The 19682-nt window shown below is 66.9% G+C and carries 22 protein-coding genes and 1 other RNA gene; 22 read left to right on the top strand and 1 reads right to left on the bottom strand.

Annotated elements, in window-relative coordinates; translation table 11 throughout:
• Positions 1-21 precede the first annotated feature (21 nt).
• Entirely contained in the window at positions 22-2004 is a 1983-nt protein-coding gene (tkt, locus tag ABIE08_RS12305; RefSeq protein WP_354551292.1) for a transketolase, read from the bottom strand.
• Positions 2005-2245: 241 nt separating this feature from the next.
• Between tkt and ABIE08_RS12300 the strand changes: the two genes are divergently transcribed.
• The 22 genes from ABIE08_RS12300 to tilS all read left to right on the top strand — a co-directional run bounded on the left by ABIE08_RS12300 (position 2246) and on the right by tilS (position 19571).
• Positions 2246-2572 carry a DUF4164 domain-containing protein gene (locus ABIE08_RS12300; protein ID WP_354551290.1) on the top strand — a complete coding sequence of 109 codons (327 nt, stop codon included), beginning with the start codon at positions 2246-2248 and terminating at the stop codon, positions 2570-2572.
• Between the two features lie 112 nt (positions 2573-2684).
• Positions 2685-3056 (top strand): cell division protein ZapA, encoded by a 372-nt coding sequence (locus ABIE08_RS12295; protein WP_266330198.1) that lies wholly within the window; start codon positions 2685-2687, stop codon positions 3054-3056.
• 105 nt (positions 3057-3161) lie between these two features.
• Positions 3162-3321, top strand: a non-coding RNA gene (gene ssrS, locus ABIE08_RS12290) — 6S RNA.
• Between the two features lie 33 nt (positions 3322-3354).
• Complete coding sequence (locus ABIE08_RS12285; RefSeq protein WP_354551288.1) at positions 3355-3927, top strand: 5-formyltetrahydrofolate cyclo-ligase; 573 nt, start codon at positions 3355-3357, stop codon at positions 3925-3927.
• A 19-nt stretch (positions 3928-3946) separates the two neighbouring features.
• Entirely contained in the window at positions 3947-4768 is an 822-nt protein-coding gene (locus ABIE08_RS12280; RefSeq protein WP_354551286.1) for a TIGR00282 family metallophosphoesterase, read from the top strand.
• A gap of 113 nt (positions 4769-4881) precedes the next feature.
• Positions 4882-5676, top strand: coding sequence for an inositol monophosphatase family protein (locus tag ABIE08_RS12275; protein WP_354551284.1), 795 nt, complete (start codon positions 4882-4884; stop codon positions 5674-5676).
• 91 nt (positions 5677-5767) lie between these two features.
• On the top strand, positions 5768-6439 hold the full coding sequence (locus ABIE08_RS12270; protein ID WP_354551282.1) for a thiamine phosphate synthase: 672 nt from the start codon (positions 5768-5770) through the stop codon (positions 6437-6439).
• 16 nt (positions 6440-6455) lie between these two features.
• Positions 6456-7547 carry a tetratricopeptide repeat protein gene (locus ABIE08_RS12265; RefSeq protein WP_354551280.1) on the top strand — a complete coding sequence of 364 codons (1092 nt, stop codon included), beginning with the start codon at positions 6456-6458 and terminating at the stop codon, positions 7545-7547.
• 88 nt (positions 7548-7635) lie between these two features.
• Positions 7636-8385, top strand: coding sequence for a YebC/PmpR family DNA-binding transcriptional regulator (locus ABIE08_RS12260; RefSeq protein ID WP_354551278.1), 750 nt, complete (start codon positions 7636-7638; stop codon positions 8383-8385).
• A 134-nt stretch (positions 8386-8519) separates the two neighbouring features.
• Entirely contained in the window at positions 8520-9125 is a 606-nt protein-coding gene (locus ABIE08_RS12255; RefSeq protein WP_354551276.1) for a hypothetical protein, read from the top strand.
• Between the two features lie 92 nt (positions 9126-9217).
• Positions 9218-9727 carry a crossover junction endodeoxyribonuclease RuvC gene (gene ruvC, locus ABIE08_RS12250; protein ID WP_266330190.1) on the top strand — a complete coding sequence of 170 codons (510 nt, stop codon included), beginning with the start codon at positions 9218-9220 and terminating at the stop codon, positions 9725-9727.
• Positions 9728-9802: 75 nt separating this feature from the next.
• Complete coding sequence (ruvA, locus tag ABIE08_RS12245; RefSeq protein ID WP_354551274.1) at positions 9803-10420, top strand: Holliday junction branch migration protein RuvA; 618 nt, start codon at positions 9803-9805, stop codon at positions 10418-10420.
• A 28-nt stretch (positions 10421-10448) separates the two neighbouring features.
• Complete coding sequence (locus tag ABIE08_RS12240) at positions 10449-10919, top strand: hypothetical protein (RefSeq protein ID WP_354551272.1); 471 nt, start codon at positions 10449-10451, stop codon at positions 10917-10919.
• Positions 10916-11950, top strand: coding sequence for a Holliday junction branch migration DNA helicase RuvB (gene ruvB, locus ABIE08_RS12235; protein ID WP_354551271.1), 1035 nt, complete (start codon positions 10916-10918; stop codon positions 11948-11950). The genes ABIE08_RS12240 and ruvB overlap by 4 nt, the downstream gene beginning before the upstream one ends.
• Before the next feature lie 77 nt (positions 11951-12027).
• The gene (gene ybgC, locus ABIE08_RS12230; protein ID WP_354551269.1) at positions 12028-12495 is read left to right on the top strand and encodes a tol-pal system-associated acyl-CoA thioesterase; all 468 of its coding nucleotides are present in this window, start codon (positions 12028-12030) and stop codon (positions 12493-12495) included.
• Between the two features lie 231 nt (positions 12496-12726).
• A complete protein-coding gene (gene tolQ / locus ABIE08_RS12225; RefSeq protein WP_266330185.1) occupies positions 12727-13437 on the top strand; it encodes a protein TolQ in 711 nt (236 codons plus the stop codon).
• 3 nt (positions 13438-13440) lie between these two features.
• Positions 13441-13893: a protein TolR gene (gene tolR / locus ABIE08_RS12220; protein ID WP_354551267.1), complete on the top strand. Its 453-nt coding sequence runs from the start codon at positions 13441-13443 to the stop codon at positions 13891-13893.
• Positions 13894-13896: 3 nt separating this feature from the next.
• A complete protein-coding gene (locus ABIE08_RS12215; protein ID WP_354551265.1) occupies positions 13897-14886 on the top strand; it encodes a hypothetical protein in 990 nt (329 codons plus the stop codon).
• 82 nt (positions 14887-14968) lie between these two features.
• A complete protein-coding gene (tolB, locus tag ABIE08_RS12210) occupies positions 14969-16348 on the top strand; it encodes a Tol-Pal system beta propeller repeat protein TolB (protein ID WP_354551264.1) in 1380 nt (459 codons plus the stop codon).
• A gap of 257 nt (positions 16349-16605) precedes the next feature.
• Positions 16606-17124: a peptidoglycan-associated lipoprotein Pal gene (pal, locus tag ABIE08_RS12205; protein WP_266330181.1), complete on the top strand. Its 519-nt coding sequence runs from the start codon at positions 16606-16608 to the stop codon at positions 17122-17124.
• A 154-nt stretch (positions 17125-17278) separates the two neighbouring features.
• Positions 17279-18253 (top strand): tol-pal system protein YbgF, encoded by a 975-nt coding sequence (gene ybgF, locus ABIE08_RS12200; protein WP_354551262.1) that lies wholly within the window; start codon positions 17279-17281, stop codon positions 18251-18253.
• Positions 18240-19571, top strand: a complete 1332-nt coding sequence (gene tilS / locus ABIE08_RS12195; RefSeq protein ID WP_354551260.1) for a tRNA lysidine(34) synthetase TilS — start codon at positions 18240-18242, stop codon at positions 19569-19571. The genes ybgF and tilS overlap by 14 nt, the downstream gene beginning before the upstream one ends.
• Positions 19572-19682 lie beyond the last annotated feature (111 nt).

Raw genomic sequence — 19682 nt, 5'->3', positions numbered from 1 at the left:
AGTTCAGGGTTCCGGCTCGGCTTACTTCAGCCGTGCCAGCGCCGCCTCGGCGGCATGCTCGGCCGTGATGCCGAAATATTCGTAGAGCTTGTCGGCCGGCGCGCTGGCGCCGAAGCCGTTCATGCCGATGAAGATGCCGTCGACGCCGATGAAACGGTCCCAGCCGAGGCGGATCGCCGCCTCGATGCCGACGCGAACCTTCGAATTGCCGAGGATCGACGCCTTGTAGGCGTCATCCTGCTCTTCGAACAGCTCGAAGCTCGGAACCGAGATGACGCGGGCCGTGCGGCCGGCTTCCTCGATCTTCGCCTTGGCGTTCATGGCGATCTCGACTTCCGAGCCGGTCGCGAACAGCGTCACGTCGGCATTGTCGGGACCGGCGAGCAGGTAGGCGCCCTTGGCCGACTTGTTTTCCGAGACGTGCTCGGTGCGCAGCGTCGGCAGGTTCTGGCGCGACAGGGCCAGCACGGAAGGATTGTGCGGGCTCTCGACGGCGATCTGCCAGACTTCCGCCGTCTCGACCGCGTCGGCCGGACGGAAGACGCGCAGATGCGGGATCGCCCGCAGCGCCGCGACATGCTCGACGGGCTGGTGGGTCGGGCCGTCCTCGCCGAGGCCGATCGAGTCATGCGTCATGACATAGATGACGCGCTCGCCCATCAGCGCCGACAGGCGGATGGCCGGGCGGGCATAGTCGGTGAAGACCAGGAACGTGCCGCCATACGGGATGAAGCCGCCATGCAGCGCGATGCCGTTCATCGCCGCCGACATGCCGAATTCGCGGATGCCGTAATGGATGTAGCGGCCGGCATAATCGTCCGGCGTCAGCGGGATCTGGATCTTCGCGCGGGTGAGGTTGGAGCCGGTCAGGTCGGCCGAGCCGCCGGCCAGTTCCGGCAGAACGGTGGCGAGCATGTCCAGCGCCATCTCGGACGACTTGCGGGTCGCGACCTTCGGCTTGGTCTCGGACAGGTTCTTCTTGTAGGCGTCGACGGCGGCGTCGAGGCCGGCCGGCAGTTCGCCCTTCATGCGGCGTTCGAATTCCGAACGCACGGCGGCGTCGGCCGCGGCGAAGCGGGCTTCCCAGGCGGCGCGCGGCGCTGCCAGTTCGGCTGCGGCCTTGTGCCAGTCGGCATAGACGTCTTCCGGGATCTCGAACGGCGCATAGGGCCAGCCGAGCGCCTCGCGGGCGCCGGCGATTTCCTTGTCGCCCAGTGCCGAGCCATGCGAGGCATGGCTGTCGGCCTTGGTCGGCGCGCCATAGCCGATGATCGTCTTGCAGGCGATCATGGTCGGGCGGTCGGAATTGCGGGCGCGCTCGATGGCGGCGGCGACTTCTTCCTGATCCAGGCCGTCGACGCGCTCGGCGTTCCAGCCGCTCGCCTTGAAGCGCGCAACCTGGTCGACCGAGGTGGAGAGGTCGGTATGGCCGTCAATGGTGATGCCGTTGTCGTCGAACAGCACGATCAGCTTGTTCAGCTTCAGATGGCCGGCAAGGTCGATCGCCTCGTGGCTGACGCCTTCCATCAGGCAGCCGTCGCCCGCGATCACATAGGTGTAGTGGTCGACGAGGTCGTCGCCATATTCGGCGTTCAGCATGCGCTCGGCGAGCGCGAAGCCGACCGACATGGCCAGGCCCTGGCCGAGCGGACCGGTGGTCGTCTCGACGCCCGGCGTCACGAAGTTCTCGGGATGACCCGGCGTCTTCGAATGAAGCTGGCGGAAATTCTGCAGCTCGCTGATCGGCAGAGCCTCGGAGCCGAGCAGGTGCAGGACGGAATAGAGCAGCATCGAGCCATGGCCGGCCGACAGGATGAAGCGGTCCCGGTCGGGCCAATGCGGCTGGGCGACGTCGTATTTCAGGAAGCGCGTGAACAGCACCGTGGCGACATCGGCCATGCCCATCGGCATGCCGGGATGGCCGGACTTGGCCTTTTCGACCGAATCCATCGCGAGCGCACGGATGGCGTTTGCCATGCGCTTGTGGGTGTCAGGAGCTGTCATCTTTGCTTCCACGCTTGTGGGCCGGACCACTGCTCACTTGTCGAGCAGCGAGCGGCCTCGTTGTTCTGTGGGGGTAGGTACCCGGCCGCCGGACCGTCGCGGAAAGGCGCTGCGACAAATAACAGACCACCTTGGTGAGTCAATCTCGTGACCGTCCTTCGCGACCGGCGCGCATCCCGGAAATTCGCCGAAAATGCGCGTCGGAGCGTAGGCCATTGACGCCCCGTTTCGGGCCTGCCTAATGTCCGGGACGATTTCTGACCGGCTGCATCAGGGAGATTCCGCCACAATGCGAGGGGCGTCGCCCATTGACGGTGCGTTGCGGCGCTTGAGCGCGGCGCTGGACGGGCTGGAGGGAGCCGTCGATCGACGGCTGAACGCCGGCGCACGGCTCGGCGAGATCGAGAACGAAATGCAGCGCATCGGGCTGGACCGCTCGCGCCTGGCGCAATCCGTCGACGCGGCCGAAGCCCGCTCCGAGCGCCTGGAAGAAGCCAACAAGGAAGTTTCCCGCCGCCTCGTCGCCGCCATGGAAACGATTCGCTCCGTGCTCGAACGGCACGACTGACGCGTTTCGGGCAGCGCCGGAACCGGTTCGCGCGACGAGACGCGATCAACCAAGCAGCTAGGGACGTCTTCCCAGTTTTGGGAACAGCGAGACGGCCCTGACGGGAGAGACCATGCCGCAAGTCAATGTCACGATTAACGGCAAGACCTACCGCATGGCCTGCGATGACGGGCAGGAGGCCCATCTCGAAGGCCTGGCCGACCGTCTGAACGAGATCATCGGCCAGTTGCGCCAGAGCTTTGGCGAAATCGGCGACCAGCGCCTGACCGTCATGGCCGCCATCACCATGGGCGACGACCTGGCCGAGGCGCATCGGCGCATCCGCCGGCTGGAGGCGGAACTGGCTGCCATCAACGAGACCAAGACCGCGGTGATCTCGCGCTTCGAGGAATCGGAGGCGAGCATCGCGCGCGCCATCGAGCAGGCGGCCGGGCGGCTCGAGGGGCTGGCCCAGAAGCTCGTCGCCGTCGACAAGCGCGACTGATCGGCCGTTCGAACGTCCTCGCCCGGCCTCGCGCGTGCAGGTTCCTGCGAACATCGCGTCGAGAGCGCTGGCTAAGCGGCATGCGGTCGCCTATATCTGGTTTCGGCGAGACTGCGCGGTGCGACAGGAGCTCACAATTCCCCGGGGCCTTATCGATCCAAACGGGGGCTGTCCCTGACTGGAGCCGTGGTTCCGGTCATATGGCTCCCACCTACACTGTAGGTTCCCTGGGATCGATCACTCCATCGGCCCATCGTGGCTCGCCACCCTATCCTTTCTTCCAGCTTCCCCTGTTGCCGTGACGAACAAAAGCCAGCTTCGCGCCGCCGCCCTTGCCCGACGCGACGCCGTCGACCCGTCCGCACGCGCCGCGGCTGCCGACCGGGTGCTTCGTCAGGCGGGAACGCTGTTCGACCGGCCTGGCCATGTCGTTTCCGGCTACTGGCCGATCCGCAGCGAGGCCGATCCGCGCCCGTTGTTGGAGCGCGCTCGCCTCGCCGGCGCTTCGATCGCGCTTCCCGTGCTGCTCGATGCCGAGACGCTGTGTTTCCGTCTTTGGCAGGCGGGCGCCGCGCTTGAGCCGGCAGGTTTCGGCACGGTCGGGCCATCGGCCGAGGCGCCCTTCGTCATTCCCGACATCGTCATCCTGCCGCTTGCCGCCTTCGACCGGCGCGGCCATCGCATCGGCTATGGCAAGGGGCATTATGATCGCGCCGTCGCCGGGCTGGTGGCTTCCGGCGTGCAACCTTTGCTGGTTGGGCTTGCCTTCGCGGTGCAGGAAGTCGACAAAGTTCCCTTTGAGCCGCACGACATCCCCCTCGATTACATCCTGACCGAGGACGAACTGATCGCTGCGCCAAAGCCTGGCTGACCCATCGAAGGGGAACTGCGTGCGACTTCTATTTCTGGGCGACATTGTGGGACGCTCCGGCCGAAACGCCGTCATCGAAAGGCTGCCGGGTCTGATCGATCGCTACAAGCTCGATTTCGTCGTCATCAATGGCGAGAACGCGGCAGGCGGCTTCGGCATCACCGAGGAGATCGTGCGCGACGTGCTGGATGCGGGCGCTGATGTTATCACCACCGGCAACCACGCCTTCGACCAGCGGGAGGCGCTGGTGTTCTGCGAGCGACAGCCGCAGTTCCTGCGCCCGGTCAATTATCCCATGGGCACGCCCGGGCGGGGCGCTAACCTGTTCATCGCCCGCAATGGCGCGCGGGTCCTCGTCGTCAACGCGGTGGGGCGCATCTACATGGACGCGCTGGACGACCCCTTCGCCGCCATCGACCGGGAAGTCTCGGCCTGTCCGCTCGGCGAGCAGGCCGACGCGATCATCATCGATTTCCACGCCGAGGCGACCAGCGAGAAGCAGGCGATCGGCCATCATCTCGATGGACGCGTCACCCTCGTCGTGGGCACGCACACCCATGTGCCGACCTCGGATTGCCGGATCCTGGCGGGCGGCACCGCCTACCAGTCGGATGCCGGCATGTGCGGCGACTATGATTCCGTGCTCGGCATGGACAAGGAAGAGCCGGTCCGCCGCTTCCTGACCAAGATCCCGTCCGGGCGGTTCCAGCCCTCCGGCGGCAACGCCACCTTGTGCGGTCTGGCCGTCGACGTCGACGATACGACAGGGCTCGCCCGCTCGGTCTCGCCGCTGGCCATCGGCGGCGTCCTCGAAGAGCGGTTGCCGACCTTCTGGGGTTGACGCCGATCGTCATTCCGTGATGGGAGAGGCAAACGCTTCCCCCATTTCAGATTTGCTCCGTCCGGGCGCGGTTCGCCTCGATACCGCCGGACGATGCTGCAGGAGTTTCCTTTATGGCCCGCTCGGCCCTTCTCAATGTCATGGTCAGCGCCGTCACCAAGGCCGGCCGTCCCCTCGCGCGCGACTTCGGCGAGATCGAGAACCTGCAGGTTTCGATGAAGGGGCCGGCCGATTTCGTCGTCGCCGCCGATCGCAAGGCGGGCCAGGCGCTGGTCGCCGAACTGAACAAGGCGCGGCCCGGCTACAGCTTCCTGACCAAGGATCGCGGCCTGCTTCCCGGCCCCGACGAGTCGCATCGCTGGATCGTCGACCCGCTCGCCGGCTCGACGAATTTCCTGCACGGCATTCCGGTGTTCGGCGTTGCCCTGGCGCTGGAGCGGGAAGGGCAGATCGTCGCGGCAGTGTTGTTCAACCCCGTCACCAACGACCTCTATGTCTCCGAGCGGGGCGCCGGCGTGTTCCTGAACGATCGCCGCCTGCGCGTCGCGGGCCGCACGGCGCTGGCCGATTGCGTCGTGGCGACCGGCATTCCGCATCTCGGCACGCCTGATCATCCGGGCGCCATCCGCAAGCTGCAGAGCGTCATGATCGAAGTGGCCGGCATGCGCTCTAGCGGTTCGCCGGTGTTCGAGCTGGCGTCGGTCGCCGCCGGCAGGATCGATGCCTACTGGCAGGAAGGCCTCCAGCCCTGGGATATCGCGGCCGGCGCGCTGTTCGTGCGCGAGGCCGGCGGCAAGAGCTCTGACCTCTGGGGCGGCGAGAAGATGATCGATACCCGCAGCATCTGCGCCGGCAACGAGAAGATCCAGGGCCGCCTGCTGACGGCGCTCACCACCGCCCGCGGCTGAGCGAGCCAAAGCCCCGCGCATGACGTCTTGAACGGCGTCGTGCTTTCGCCATAAGGCTGTGGCGTTTTCGGATGCGTTGTTGAAGGCGATCATGGCCAAGAAGAAAAAAGCCCCTCTGCCAGAGCCGTTTGCGCGCCTCTGCCTCGTCACGCCGGCGGGCCTCGATCCCGAGGCCTTCGCACCCATGCTCGACTCGGTGCTGAAGGCCGGCGACGTCGCGACGCTGTTCATCGCGTCGGAGACGTCGAATGCTGGCGAATTGCAGCGCATCGCCGAGGCGCTGGTGCCGGTGGCGCAGGCCAATGGCGTCGCCGTGATCGTGCCCAACGACACGCGCCTTTTCGGCCGCTCCGGCGCGGACGGGCTGCACGTCGATACCGGCCTCGCCGATCTCAAGGACGCGATGGAGACGCTGAAGCCCGACCATATCGTCGGCGCCGGCGGCATCACCACCCGGCACGACGCGATGCTCGCCGCCGAGGCGGACTGCGACTACATCTTCTTCGGCCGCTTCGACGGCGACACCGCCGACGAGATCTTCGACAAGGCGTTCGACCTGGCGTCCTGGTGGTCGGCGGTGTTCGAGATCCCGGCCGTGGTCATGGGCGGCCGCACGCTGGCCTCCGTCGAGCCGGCCGTCGATGCCCGGATCGAGTTCGTGGCGCTGCGCTCCGCGATATGGGACCATCCGGAAGGGCCGGTCGCGGCGGTGACCGAGGTCAACCGGCTGATCGCCGCCCGCCAGGCCGAAGCGACGCCATGACCCGGCGGGCCGCGCCATGATGAAGCGAACCGCGGTTCTCGCTGCTCTGGTTGCGGCCATGGCACTGCCGATGCAGGCTGAACCGGCCGGGGCCGCGTCCGGCAAGGCGACTGCCACCACCACCGAACCCGCCAAGCCCGCGGGCGAGGAAAAGTCGATCGGCGTTGCCCCCGTGGTCGGCTCGACCGGCACGCTCGGCGTGCCGCCGCCAACGGCCGGCCTGCTGCCCAGCGCCGAAGACCTGATCAAGTCCGGCCGGGCGCTGAACGATGACAGCGAGGGCGATCTCGCCTTTGGCGCGTTCCAGCGCGGCCTCTACCTCACCGCCTTCCAGATCGCGATGAGCCGCGCGCAGCGGGGCGACGCCGCCTCGGCGACGCTGGTCGGCCGGCTCTACGCCGAGGGGCTCGGCGTCAAGCAGAGCGACAAGGCGGCTGCCGCCTGGTACCAGCAGGGCGCGCTGGGCGGCGATCCCAACGCGCAGCTGGCGCTTGGCCTGATCTATATGGATGGCAAGGGGCTGAAGAAGGACCGCGCCAAGGCGGCCGATGCCTTCGAGCAGGCGGCCGAGTGGAACGAGCCCCAGGCGCTCTACAATCTCGGGCTGCTGTATCTCGAAGGCAATGTCCGGCCGCGCGACCCGCAGAAGGCGGCGACGCTGTTCAGCAAATCGGCCGGCCAGGGCAATGTCGACGCCCAGTTCGCACTGGCCCAGCTCTATTCCGAGGGCGAGGGCGTGTTGCTCGACGACGGCATCGCGACGATGTGGATGGCGAAGGCGGCAAAGGCCGGCCATGCTGACGCGGCGGTCGAATACGGCATCCGCCTGTTCAACGGAATCGGCACCCAGAAGGACATCATCGCCGCGGCCGGCTGGTTCCAGCGCGCGGCCGAGGCGGGCAACGCCGTCGGCCAGAATCGGTATGCCCGGATTCTGGCCAGCGGCATGGGCGCGGACCCGGATCCCGTCGCCGCCGCGAAGTGGCATCTGATCGCCGAGAAGCGCGGCGCCAAGGACGAATGGCTCGACGAATTCGTCAAGAAGCTGCCCGAAAGCGAGCGCAAGGCGGCCGAGACCGCAGCGGAACGCTGGCCCTCCGGCCACTGAGCCGACTTTATTTTGGCCTTTCGAGCTTCTATAAGCGTGGCGATCGCGCGGCGCCGCGCCGCCCATTTGCTTCAATAGGACGCCCCAGATGGCCGGACATTCCCAATTTAAGAACATCATGCACCGCAAAGGTGCCGCCGACGCCAAGCGCTCGCAGGCCTTCGCCAAGCTGGCGCGTGAAATCACCGTTGCCGCCAAACTCGGCCTGCCGGACCCGAAGATGAACTCGCGCCTGCGCCTGGCCATCCAGAACGCCCGCGCGGAAAACATGCCCAAGGACGTTGTCGACCGCGCCATCAAGAAGGCGGCCGGCGCCGATGGCGAGAACTATGACGAGATCCGCTACGAGGGCTACGGCCCCGGCGGCATCGCTGTCGTCGTCGAGGCGCTGACCGACAACAAGAACCGCACGGCGAGCGCGGTGCGCTCCTATTTCACCCGCTCCGGCGGCGCGCTGGGTGAGACCGGCGCCGTGTCGTTCATGTTCGATCATGTCGGCCAGATCGTCTACAAGCCCGAGGCCGGCTCGGCCGATAAGGTGCTGGACGCTGCGATCGAGGCCGGGGCCGACGACGTGCAGAGCGGCGAGGAAGGACACGAGATCATCACGTCCTTCGAAACCCTCAGCGATGTCGCCAAGGCGCTGGAAGAGACGCTGGGCGAGCCGGTATCGGTCAAGGCCATCTGGAAGCCGCAGAATCTGGTCCCCGTCGACGAGGAGAAGGCGGTCGGCGTGATGAAGCTGATCGACGCGCTCGACGACGATGACGACGTGCAGAACGTCTACACCAACTTCGAAGTCTCCGACGAAGTCATGCAGAAGCTGACCGCCGCCTGAGTCTTTCTTGCCATAGCCGGCCCGAGACGCTCGGGCCGGCTACGCCTTTGCCGCACCCGCTCGACAGCGTGGCGGCGCGCCCTAGTTGCTCCCCGCGATGGCCATGTCCGGCCGTCTTGGCTTCGGAGTGACCCATGCGCCTTCTTCCCCTTGTTTCCGCCGGCTTCCTTTTGATGCTCGGCTCTGCCGCCGCGCTGGCGCAGCAGGCGGCCATGCCTGACCGCATCGGCGGCACGGTGGAGAGTTTTGCCGGCGACCGGCTGGCGATGAAGACCGCCGACGGCCAGGTTACGACGGTGCTGATCCCGCCCACGGTCAAGGTCACGGCGCTGGAAAACCGCAAGCTCAGTGACATCAAGGCGGGCGACTATGTCGGCTCCGCTGCCGTGCAGGGCACGGATGGCAAGCTGCACGCGCAGGAAGTGCATATCTTCGCCGAAAGCATGCGTGGCGCGGGGGAGGGGCACCGGCCGATGTCGGGGCCTAGCCGTTCGATGACCAACGCGACCGTCACCACCGTGATCGCCGATCCCCAGGGCCAGACCCTGCGCCTTACCTACAAGGGCGGCGAGCAGGATATCGAGGTCGGCCCGGAGGCGCGGATCGTCGCGATCGTTCCCGGCGACCGGGCGCTGCTGAAGCCGGGCACCGCCGTCTCTGTCTTCGTCACCAAGGGCGCTGATGGCAGCCTGTCGGCCCGCGCCGTGCAGGCCGAAAAGGACGGCGTGAAGCCGCTTTGACCGCAGGGGCCGGGGCCGCGGAGGCCCCGGACTTTCCTCGATGTTCCCCGAATGTTCTTCCCAATTGCGCCGGGGTCGGCTAGGCCTTTGGCATGACACACACGATTCGCATCATCGGCATCGACCCCGGGCTTCGCCGTACCGGTTGGGGCATCGTCGAGAGTCGGGGCAATGCGCTTTCCTTCATCGCGTCGGGCACCGTCAAGGCGCAGCTGGATGGCGAACTGGCGCATAGGCTGGTGACACTGCATACGGGGCTGACCGAGGTCATGCGCCAGTATCAGCCCGACGAAGCGGCCGTGGAGCAGACCTTCGTCAACAAGGACGCCGGCGCGACGCTGAAGCTGGGCCATGCGCGCGGCATCGCGCTGCTGGTTCCGGCGCTGGCCGGCCTCTCGGTCGCGGAATATTCGCCGAACTCGGTCAAGAAGACGATCGTCGGCGCCGGCCATGCCGGGAAGGAGCAGATCCGCATGATGGTGAAGGTGCTACTGCCCAAGGCCGAGTTCGACACCGACGACGCCGCCGACGCGCTCGGCATCGCGATATGCCATGTTCATCACCGCGTCTCGCTCGCCCGCATGATGCGGGCGGTGGGCTAACTTCGTCTCGACGCATCACTGGATCCGGCAGGGCCGCCACCTTCCGGGTTCCCGCTTTCGGAGGCTGGTGGAAGCATGATCGGCAAGCTCAAGGGGATCGTCGATTCGTTCGGCGACGACTGGGTCATCCTGGATGTCGGCGGCGTCGGCTATCAGGTGCATTGCTCGACCCGGACGCTGCAGGCGCTGCCGGCCCCCGGCGAGGCGGCGCAGTTGGCCATCGAGACCTATGTCCGCGAGGACATGATCAAGCTGTTCGGCTTCGGCGCCGATGTCGAGCGCGAGTGGTTCCGCCTGCTGATGACCGTCCAGGGCGTCGGCTCCAAGGTGGCACTCGCCATTCTGGGCATCCTGAAGCCAGCCGATCTCGCCACCGCCATCGCCCTGCAGGACAAGGCGCAGGTGTCGCGCGCGCCGGGCGTCGGGCCCAAGGTTGCTGCCCGCATCGTCGCCGAATTGCGCGACAAGGCGCCGGCCTTCTCGACGGCCGATCCGACCTTCGTGGCGCTACAGAACGAACTGCACGAAAAGCGCGCGCCGCAGCCGGTCGCGGACGCCGTTTCGGCGCTGACCAATCTTGGCTATGCGCAGCTGCAGGCGAGCGCTGCGGTCGCGGCGGCGGCGCGTTCCGCTGGCGAGGACGCCACCACCGAGACGCTGATCCGCCTCGGCCTCAAGGAACTGGCGCGATGACCGGGGCCGTGATCGGCAGGGTGCTGCCGTGACCGAGATTCGCGCCGCGCTGGCCAACCGCTGGCCGACGATCGTGATCTTCATGCTGTTCGGGCCACTGCTGGTCATGATCGCCGACATGGCGCTGGAACAGCTGAGCCAGGAGGACGGGCTCAGCCTTGCCCGGCTGCGGAGCTGGATCGTCGAGGACGTGTTCTTCGTGCCGCGCTTCCTCTTCATCCTGGGCGCCGTGCCGGCCGGCCTTCTCGGCGCGCTGGTCGCCTGGCGGGATTCGCGCGGGCGGACCTCCGGCCGGCTGATCGCCATGCTGTCGGCAGGGCTCGGCCTCGCCACGGCGATCTTCTTCGCGCGCAACCTGTTCGTCTTCACCCCGCCGCCTTTCGGCGCTCAACTGGCAATCGGGGGACGCGCCTTCGTCAGCGTGGTCCTGGCCGGCCTCGTCTGTTACGGACTGAGCCGACCATTCGCGCGGCCGGTGTTGTCGCAGGAGGAACGATGAGCGACAGCCGCCTGGTAGCCCCCGAATTCCAGAGTGAAGACTTCGACCGCACGCTGCGGCCGCAGGTCCTGGCCGATTTCGTCGGCCAGCAGCAGGCGCGCGCCAATCTCTCGGTGTTCATCGAGGCGGCCCGCTCCCGCAAGGAAGCGCTCGACCACGTGCTGTTCGTCGGGCCGCCCGGCCTCGGCAAGACGACGCTGGCGCAGATCGTCTCGCGCGAACTCGGCGTGAATTTCCGCGCCACCTCCGGGCCGGTCATCGCCAAGGCCGGCGATCTCGCGGCGCTGCTGACCAATCTCGAAGAGCGCGACGTGCTGTTCATCGACGAGATCCATCGCCTCAGCCCGGCGGTGGAAGAGATTCTCTATCCGGCGATGGAGGATTTCCAGCTCGACCTGATCATCGGCGAGGGGCCGGCGGCGCGCTCGGTGAAGATCGACCTGGCGAAATTCACGCTGGTCGCTGCGACAACTCGTCTCGGCCTGCTGACCACGCCGCTGCGCGACCGCTTCGGCATTCCCGTGCGGCTGCAGTTCTACACCGTGCAGGAGCTGGAGCACATCGTGTCGCGCGGCGCCAAGATGATGGGCATCGGCATGACGCCGGATGGCGCGACCGAGATCGCGCGCCGCTCGCGCGGCACGCCGCGCGTCGCCGGGCGCCTGCTGCGCCGCGTGCGCGATTTCGCCCTCGTCGAGGGCCCGGGCACGATCACGCGTGAAGTGGCGGATGGCGCGCTGCTGCGGCTCGAGGTCGACAGCATGGGGTTCGACTCGCTCGACCGGCGCTACATGTCGACCATCGCCGTGTCGTTCGGCGGCGGGCCGGTCGGCATCGAAACGATCGCGGCGGCCCTGTCGGAACCGCGCGACGCGATCGAGGAGATCGTCGAGCCCTATTTGATCCAGCAGGGTTTCGTGCAGCGCACGCCGCGCGGTCGGATGCTGACGCCGCATGCGTTCCGCCATCTCGGCCTCGCCGTGCCGAACAGCGCCATCATTGAGGCGCCGATGCTCGATCTCGACGGCTAGATCGCATAAGTCACGCCGGGAACGAGCGAAAGCGCGCTTTGGCGCGTCGGGACCGCATGAGAAGGAGCCAGCATCGCATGAGCCAGGACGGCATCCAGGTCGACTATCCCCACCTCGCCGGGCGGCACACGCCGGAGGGCCATGTGCTGCCGGTGCGGATCTATTTCGAGGACACCGACTTCTCCGGCGTCGTCTATCACGGCTCCTATGTCCGCTTCCTGGAGCGCGGGCGCAGCGACTATGTCCGCCTGCTCGGCGTGCATCACAGCGAGTTGCATGCCGGCGAGACGGGCGAGTCGATCGCCTTCGCCGTGCACCGCATGGAGATCGACTTCAAGCGACCGGCGCGCATCGACGACGTCGTCGAGGTGCTGACCCGGCCCAAGGAAGTGCGCGGTGCGCGAATCCTGCTGTCGCAGACCATTCGTCGCGGTTCGGAGATCCTGATCGAGGCGGTCGTGACGGTGGTGCTGGTCAATGCCGCGGGCCGGGCGCAGCGAATCCCGGAGAGCCTCGCGCAGCGCTTCGCGGCGGCGCCGAAATAACCATTGCTTAACCATGCGGGCGCTATAGAGAAGGCGTCGCGACAGCATGGGCGAGCCGGCCAAAACGCCCTCAAATGAACAAATTTGAGGGCGAGACAGCCAATCGGATTGTTGTATCCGGCCCGATGCTTGCAAGGACTTGTTCCAAGGCGGGGATCGTCGCCAGGTGCCGCGTCCTGTCCTCGCTGGCTGCGAGATGCGAGTGATCAACTCCGAGAGGTTGTAAAGCGAATGAATCCGGTCGACGTGGGCCAGGTAGCGCTCGACGCGCCGGCAAGTCTGTCGCTTTTGTCCCTGTTCTGGCAGGCGCACATCGTCGTCAAGCTGGTGATGCTCGGGCTGCTCGTCTCCTCGATCTGGAGCTGGGCCATCATCATCGACAAGGTGCTGCTGTTCGGACGCGTCCGTCGCCAGATGGATCGCTTCGAGAAGGTGTTCTGGTCCGGCCAGTCGCTGGAAGAACTCTACCGCTCGATCTCCACCCGTCCCGCGACGTCGATGGCCGCGCTCTTCGTCGCCGCGATGCGCGAATGGAAGCGCTCGTTCGAATCCGGCGCGCGCTCGCCGATGGGCCTGCAGATGCGCATCGACAAGGTGCTCGACGTAACCCTGTCGCGCGAAGCCGAGCGGCTGGAAAGCCGCCTGCTGTTCCTCGCGACCGTCGGCGCCGCCGGTCCGTTCATCGGCCTGTTCGGCACGGTCTGGGGCATCATGTCGTCGTTCCAGGCCATCGCCGCTTCCAAGAACACTTCGTTGGCCGTCGTGGCTCCCGGTATCGCCGAGGCGCTGATGGCGACCGCGATCGGCCTGTTCGCCGCCATTCCCGCTGTTATCGCCTACAACAAGCTCGCGAGCTCGGCCGGCAAGATCTCGTCGCGTCTCGAGGGTTTCGCCGACGAGTTCTCCGCCATCCTGTCGCGCCAGATCGACGAGAGGGCCTGAACCATGGGCATGTCGGTCGGCGGTCGGTCGGGGGGCGGGGGACGCGGTGGACGCCGTCGCCGGCGCACGACCGGCGTCATGAGCGAAATCAACGTCACGCCGTTCGTCGACGTCATCCTCGTGCTGCTGATCATCTTCATGGTCTCGGCGCCGCTGCTGACGGCCGGCGTTCCGTTGGATCTGCCGCAAAGCCAGGCCAAGGCCCTCACGGCCGACAAGGATCCGATTTCCGTCAGCATCAATGCCGACGGCAAGATCTTCCTGCAGGAGACGGAGATCTCGCTCGACGAGATCGTGCCGAAGCTCAAGGCGATCGCCGCGGCTGGTTATGAAGAGCGCATCTTCGTGCGCGGCGACAAGACCAGCAATTACGGCGCGATCATGCAGGTGATGGGCGCCATCTCGAGCGCCGGCTATCGCAACATCGGGCTTGTCACCGAGGCGACGGACGGCTGATCCATGCGCGTCGGGCTCGCCTTTTCCGCCGTTGCCCACCTCTCGGTTCTCGCCTTGGGGCTCTTTGGGCTGCCCGACAACAAGCCGTTCGATGCGACCATGGTCGAGTCGATGCCGGTCGACCTCGTGCCCATCTCGGAACTGACCAGCCTGCAGAAGGGCAAGAAGACCGCCGAGGTCAAGAACAAGCCGTCTCCGAACAAGCCTTCCGAAAAGGAGACGCCGAAGCCGTCGCCGACGCCGCCGAAGCCCGCGCAGCCGTCGACGCCGCCGCCTCCGCCACCCCCGCCGCCGCAGCCCAAGTCGGAACCGACGCCGCCCGCGCCGACTCCGCCTGAGCCCACGCCCGCACCGCCCGAGCCGACGCCGCCGGAGCCGCCCAAGCCTGCCCCGGCCGAGGTGAAGCCCGAGCCGACGCCCGAACCCGCGCCTGCGCCGAAGGAGGCCGAGGCCACGCCGCCGCAGCCCGCACCCAAGCCGCGCGTCAAGCCGCAGCCGCCCAAGCCGGTCGAGACCGCCGAGGCTCCGAAGAAGCAGCCGGACAAGCCCGCCAAGCAGCCCTCGCAGAGCACGACGCCGTCGGATTTCGACCCCGACCGCATTGCCGCCCTGCTGGACAAGACCAAGCCGACCGGCGGCGAGACGCGGAGCCAGGAACAGGAATCGTTTGGCGCGGAAGAGGAACGCAATCCGAGCGCGACGATGACCCAGAGCGAGATCGACGCGCTGCGCGCGCAGATCCAGCGCTGCTGGAACATTCCGGTCGGCTGGACGGATCCGAAGGACGTCACCGTCACGATCCGCTTCAAGCTGAACCAGGACGGCACGGTCAATGGCGTGCCGTCGATCCAGCAATATCCGGCCAGCCAGTATGGTACGGTCGCCGCGGATCGAGCGGTTGGCGCCGTTCTCCAGTGCGGCCCGTATCAGCTTCCGGCCGAGAAGTATGATCTTTGGAGCGAGGTCCAGATGCGATTCTCCCCGCAAGGATGAGAATCGCCGTCGTCACTGCTCTGCCGTTATCTTCGGCCACAACCGAACCAGCACAGAAGATTTGGATTACAGGAACAGCACCATGACGGTTCACGCCCCCGATAAAGGCGCCGCGGCCGGTCCGCGCCGCCTAAGCCGAATGTCCTTCGGAGCGGCCCTGCTTTTCGCCGCTGCCTTCGTGGTGGCGACTGTCCCGTTCACCCAGCGCGCCGAAGCCCTGATCGAGCTCGACGTGACGCAGGGCAATGTCCAGCCGCTGCCGATCGCCATTCCGACCTTCATCGGCGGAACGCAGGCCGACGCACAGCTCGCGGCGGACGTCTCCGGCGTTATCGCCGCCGACCTGAAGCGCTCGGGCCTGTTCCTGCCGCTCGACCAGGCCGCCTTCATCGAGAAGATCACCAACGCCAACCAGACGCCCAACTTCCAGAGCTGGACGGTGATCAAGGCGCAGGCGCTCGTCACCGGCGGCGTCACGCGCCAGTCGGATGGAAGGCTGCGCGCCGAGTTCCGCCTGTGGGACATCTATGCCGGCCAGCAGATGGCCGGGCAGCAGTTCTACACGACGCCGGAAAACTGGCGCCGCGTCGCCCATATCATCGCCGACGCGATCTATGAGCGCCTGACCGGCGAGCAGGGCTATTTCGACAGCCGCGTCGTCTATGTCGACGAGAGCGGCCCGAAGGACAAGCGCGTCAAGCGCCTGGCCATCATGGACCAGGACGGCGCCAATTCGCGCTACCTGACCCGTGGCAACGATCTGGTGTTGACGCCGCGCTTCAATCCTTCCGCGCAGGAAGTCGTCTACATGTCCTACGGCGCCGACCAGCCGCGGGTCTATCTGCTCAACATCGAGACCGGCCAGCGCGAACTGGTCGGCAATTTCCCCGGCATGACCTTCGCGCCGCGCTTCTCGCCCGATGGCCAGCGCATCGTGATGAGCTTCGAGGACCAGGGCAACGCCAACATCTATGCGATGGACCTGCGTTCGCGCCGCACCACACGTCTGACCAACTCGGCCTCGATCGATACCAGCCCGTCCTATGCGCCCGATGGCTCGCGCATCGTCTTCACCTCGGATCGTGGCAGCAGCCAGCAGATCTACGTGATGGGCGCCGACGGCTCGAACCCGCAGCGCATCTCGTTCGGCCAGGGTTCCTACTCGACCCCGGTCTGGTCGCCGCGCGGCGATCTGATCGCCTTCACGCGCCAGTCAGCCGGCGGTTTCGCCATCGGCGTGATGAAGCCGGACGGCTCGGGCGAGCGCATCCTGACCGAGGGCTTCCACAATGAAGGCCCGACCTGGTCGCCCAATGGTCGCGTGTTGATGTTCTTCCGCGACACGCCTGGCGCGAATGGCGGACCGCAGCTCTGGTCGGTCGATCTGACCGGCTATAACGAGTTCAAGGTCCCGACGCCGGCCTTCGGTTCGGATCCCGCCTGGTCGCCCTTGATCAACTGAGATCGAGTGGATAGTTTCCAAGCCGTCGGCGCCCCGCGCCGGCGGCTTTTTTCATCGCCGTGCGTATTTCGGTAATCATGTTCCCGCCCCTCGTTAGGCATGTGGGAATCCAGGCCGGGCCTAGTGTTTTCCGGCAACCGTCTCGCTCCCACGGCCGTGCGTTAACCTCCTCTCAACCACGTTTTTGAACCCGCGCTTAACCAACGGGCTGCTAATACCGCCTCATGTCCGAGTATGGTGGACAAGGAGTTATCTTCATGACGAATACTCACCCCATTCTGCGCGGCGCCAAGTTCGTCGTGTTCCTCGGTGCAGCGCTTGCGTTGGCAGCCTGCGCCAATAAGCCGGGCGCCGGTGGCGCTGGCGGCGCCGGCGGTTACGGCTCCGGTGGCATTGGTTCGGCGAGCCCGGGCAGCGCCCAGGATTTCGTCGTCAATGTCGGCGACCGCATCTTCTTCACGACCGACCAGACCGAAATCTCGTCGGCCAACCGCGCGACGCTGGACAAGCAGGCCCAGTGGCTGCAGCAGTATCCGCGCTACCAGGTCACGATCGAAGGCCATGCCGACGAGCGCGGCACGCGTGAATACAACATCGCGCTGGGCGCCCGTCGCGCCACCAACACCAAGAACTACCTGGTTTCGCGCGGCATCAATCCCGCCCGTATCCGCACGATCTCCTACGGCAAGGAGCGGCCTGTCGCCGTCTGCAACGACATTTCCTGCTGGTCGCAGAACCGTCGTGCCGTCACCGTGCTGAACAACGCCGGCTCGTGATCGCTGTCCACCATACGGTTTGACGGAAACGGCGGCCTCTGGCCGCCGTTTCTGTTTGTGCGACGCCGCAATTTGGCCGAACTCGACCCGCCCAGATAGGCAGATGAAGACGATAGAGCGGCGGACCCGCGACGATCCTTCAACGGATGGGCTGATGAAACAGAGAATTCCGATCCTGACCGCCGTGCTGTTCGCAGCCGGGCTGACCTTTGCCACGACCGGCCCGGCCGATGCCGGCCTGTTCGACCGGCTGAAGCGCGGCCCGGAGGAACAGGTTCCGCCGGCAGGGGTTGGCGATGGCGGTTTCGCGCCGGCGCAGGCGACCCCGAATGACGGCCAGGCGAGCATGCGCATGGACCGCATCGAGCAGCAGATGCGCGACATGACCGGCCAGATCGAACAGTTGACCTTCCAGGTCCGCCAGTTGCAGGAGCAGTTGCAGCGCCTGCAGGGTGGCGGTGGCGCTGATGCTGGCGCCGGCAAGCGCTCGGAAGCACCGCCTTTGCGCGCTCGCGTGCCGTCGCCGGCCGCCGCCAATGCGCCGCCCGCCGCCCGGGGCGGCGATCCGATCGGCCAGGCCATCGGCTCGACCGATGGCGAGATGGAAGGCACCGTGCCGGTCGGGCAGGGCGCCCCGCCGCGCGACCTCGGTCAATTGACGCTCGACCCCAATGCGCCGATCGACCTGTCGCAGGGCGGCGCCGCGGTGCCGGGCGCCGCTGCGGGTGCAACTCCGCGCTCCACGGGTAGCCCGCGGGGCGACTATGACGCGGCCTACAGCCAGGTGCTGAAGGGCGACTATGACGTCGCCGAGGCGTCGTTCCAGCAGTTCCTGCGCCAGTATCCCGGCGATCCGCTCGCCGCCGATGCCCAGTACTGGCTCGGCGAGAGCCTCTATGCCCGCCAGGATTACCGCGGCGCTGCGGATTCCTTCCTCTCCGGCTACAAGAAGTATCCCAAGAGCGGCAAGGCGCCCGATATGCTGCTGAAGCTCGGCATGTCGCTCGCTGGCCTCAAGCAGCGCGAGGCGGCCTGCGCCACCTATGCCGAAGTGCTGAAGCAGTATCCGAAGAGCTCGAATGCCCTTGTCCAGCGGGTCAAGCAAGAACAGGCCAGTGCCAGCTGCTGATAGCTCGCTGCTGAACGACGGCGCGCGGCTCGACGAACTTTTCGCACCGTTCGCGGAGACCGGGTGTCTGGCCCTTGCCGTTTCGGGCGGCGCCGATTCGCTGGCTCTGCTCCTTCTCGCCCAACGCTGGCGCGCGGCTGGGCCGACCGGGCCCGACCTGCTGGTGCTGACCGTCGATCATGGCCTTCGGCCTGAATCCGCCGCCGAGGCCCGCTTTGTCGGCGAGGTCGCAAAACGCCACGGACTTCGGTTCCACTCGCTGCTTTGGACCGACCCCGCTCCCCTTCGCGGCATCGAGGCCGCCGCCCGCGCCGCGCGTTATGCGCTACTGCTGGACGCGGCGCGCCAGGCCGGTGCAACCCACCTTGCCACCGCCCATCACCGTGACGACCAGGCCGAGACGTTCCTGATGCGCCTGGCGCGCGGTTCCGGCGTCTATGGCCTGGCCGCCATGGTCCGTGATGTCGAACGCGACGGCATCCGCCTCGTCCGGCCGCTGCTCGACGTGCCGCATGAGGACCTCGTCGATGTCGTCCGCGCTGCGGGTCTCCAAGCCGTCGACGACCCGCATAATGCCGACCCCGCCTTCGACCGCGTCCGCTTTCGCCGGCTGATGCCGATGCTCGCTGCCGAGGGGCTCGACGCGGAGACACTGGCGGCCACGGCGAAGCGACTGGGCCGTGCGGCGGCGGCGCTCGACAGCTATGTCGGACGGCTGTTCGAGCGGGGGGCGATTACCGACGCCACCGGCGGCGTCCGGCTCGATGCCGCCGCCTGGAACGGGGAGCCGGAGGAGGTGCGCCTGCGGGCGCTCGCCCGCATCCTGCGCGCGGCCGGCGGTGCGGCCTATGTTCCGCGGCTGGAAAGCCTGGAGACGCTGGAAATGGCGATGCGCCAGGCGCTGCAGGGCGAGCCATCCGGCAAGCTCGCGCGCACTCTGGCCGGGGTGCTGATCGACCTGCGGCAGGGCGCCTTCCGCTTCCAGCGCGAGCCGGGACGCGAGGGTTTGGCCGAAATTACAGTCGAAAGCGGCTTTTCCGGCATCTGGGACGGCCGATTTGCTGTCCGCATGACGTCCGGGGCGGCCGGGGCGTTTACCATAGGGGCGCTGGGAGCCGAGGGGCGGCGACAATTTGCCGTCTGCGTACCGAAGGGCATGCCACGCGCCATTGAGGCGCTGCCGGCGCTGCGGCGAAATGGCGAAATCGTTGCGGTTCCGGCGCTGGGCATCGCGTCGGATGCGGGGCTCGGCGTAGGGTTCGAGGCGTCCTCACTGGTCGGTGAACGGATGCTGGAACCGGTCCGATCGGCGGAATGAGCCGCCGGATCTAAACCATTGCCGCATTTTCCGCGCTTTCATTGGCATAGCTCATATTGGCTTAAGCGGTCGGGCCACCTATCTTAGCTTTCAAATGAGCGGCACCTCGGC

The organism is Kaistia defluvii (genome assembly GCF_040548815.1).
Classification (GTDB): Bacteria; Pseudomonadota; Alphaproteobacteria; order Rhizobiales; family Kaistiaceae; genus Kaistia; species Kaistia defluvii_A.
This window is presented reverse-complemented; position numbering and strand designations above follow the sequence as displayed.

Coding starts and splice junctions, on each gene's coding strand:
- tkt (WP_354551292.1), bottom strand. CDS start 2,004: ATGACAGCTCCTGACACCCACAAGCGCATGGCAAACGCCATCCGTGCG.
- ABIE08_RS12300 (WP_354551290.1), top strand. CDS start 2,246: ATGTCCGGGACGATTTCTGACCGGCTGCATCAGGGAGATTCCGCCACA.
- ABIE08_RS12295 (WP_266330198.1), top strand. CDS start 2,685: ATGCCGCAAGTCAATGTCACGATTAACGGCAAGACCTACCGCATGGCC.
- ABIE08_RS12275 (WP_354551284.1), top strand. CDS start 4,882: ATGGCCCGCTCGGCCCTTCTCAATGTCATGGTCAGCGCCGTCACCAAG.
- ABIE08_RS12270 (WP_354551282.1), top strand. CDS start 5,768: ATGGCCAAGAAGAAAAAAGCCCCTCTGCCAGAGCCGTTTGCGCGCCTC.
- ABIE08_RS12265 (WP_354551280.1), top strand. CDS start 6,456: ATGATGAAGCGAACCGCGGTTCTCGCTGCTCTGGTTGCGGCCATGGCA.
- ABIE08_RS12260 (WP_354551278.1), top strand. CDS start 7,636: ATGGCCGGACATTCCCAATTTAAGAACATCATGCACCGCAAAGGTGCC.
- ABIE08_RS12255 (WP_354551276.1), top strand. CDS start 8,520: ATGCGCCTTCTTCCCCTTGTTTCCGCCGGCTTCCTTTTGATGCTCGGC.
- ruvC (WP_266330190.1), top strand. CDS start 9,218: ATGACACACACGATTCGCATCATCGGCATCGACCCCGGGCTTCGCCGT.
- ruvA (WP_354551274.1), top strand. CDS start 9,803: ATGATCGGCAAGCTCAAGGGGATCGTCGATTCGTTCGGCGACGACTGG.
- ruvB (WP_354551271.1), top strand. CDS start 10,916: ATGAGCGACAGCCGCCTGGTAGCCCCCGAATTCCAGAGTGAAGACTTC.
- ybgC (WP_354551269.1), top strand. CDS start 12,028: ATGAGCCAGGACGGCATCCAGGTCGACTATCCCCACCTCGCCGGGCGG.
- tolQ (WP_266330185.1), top strand. CDS start 12,727: ATGAATCCGGTCGACGTGGGCCAGGTAGCGCTCGACGCGCCGGCAAGT.
- tolR (WP_354551267.1), top strand. CDS start 13,441: ATGGGCATGTCGGTCGGCGGTCGGTCGGGGGGCGGGGGACGCGGTGGA.
- ABIE08_RS12215 (WP_354551265.1), top strand. CDS start 13,897: ATGCGCGTCGGGCTCGCCTTTTCCGCCGTTGCCCACCTCTCGGTTCTC.
- tolB (WP_354551264.1), top strand. CDS start 14,969: ATGACGGTTCACGCCCCCGATAAAGGCGCCGCGGCCGGTCCGCGCCGC.
- pal (WP_266330181.1), top strand. CDS start 16,606: ATGACGAATACTCACCCCATTCTGCGCGGCGCCAAGTTCGTCGTGTTC.
- ybgF (WP_354551262.1), top strand. CDS start 17,279: ATGAAACAGAGAATTCCGATCCTGACCGCCGTGCTGTTCGCAGCCGGG.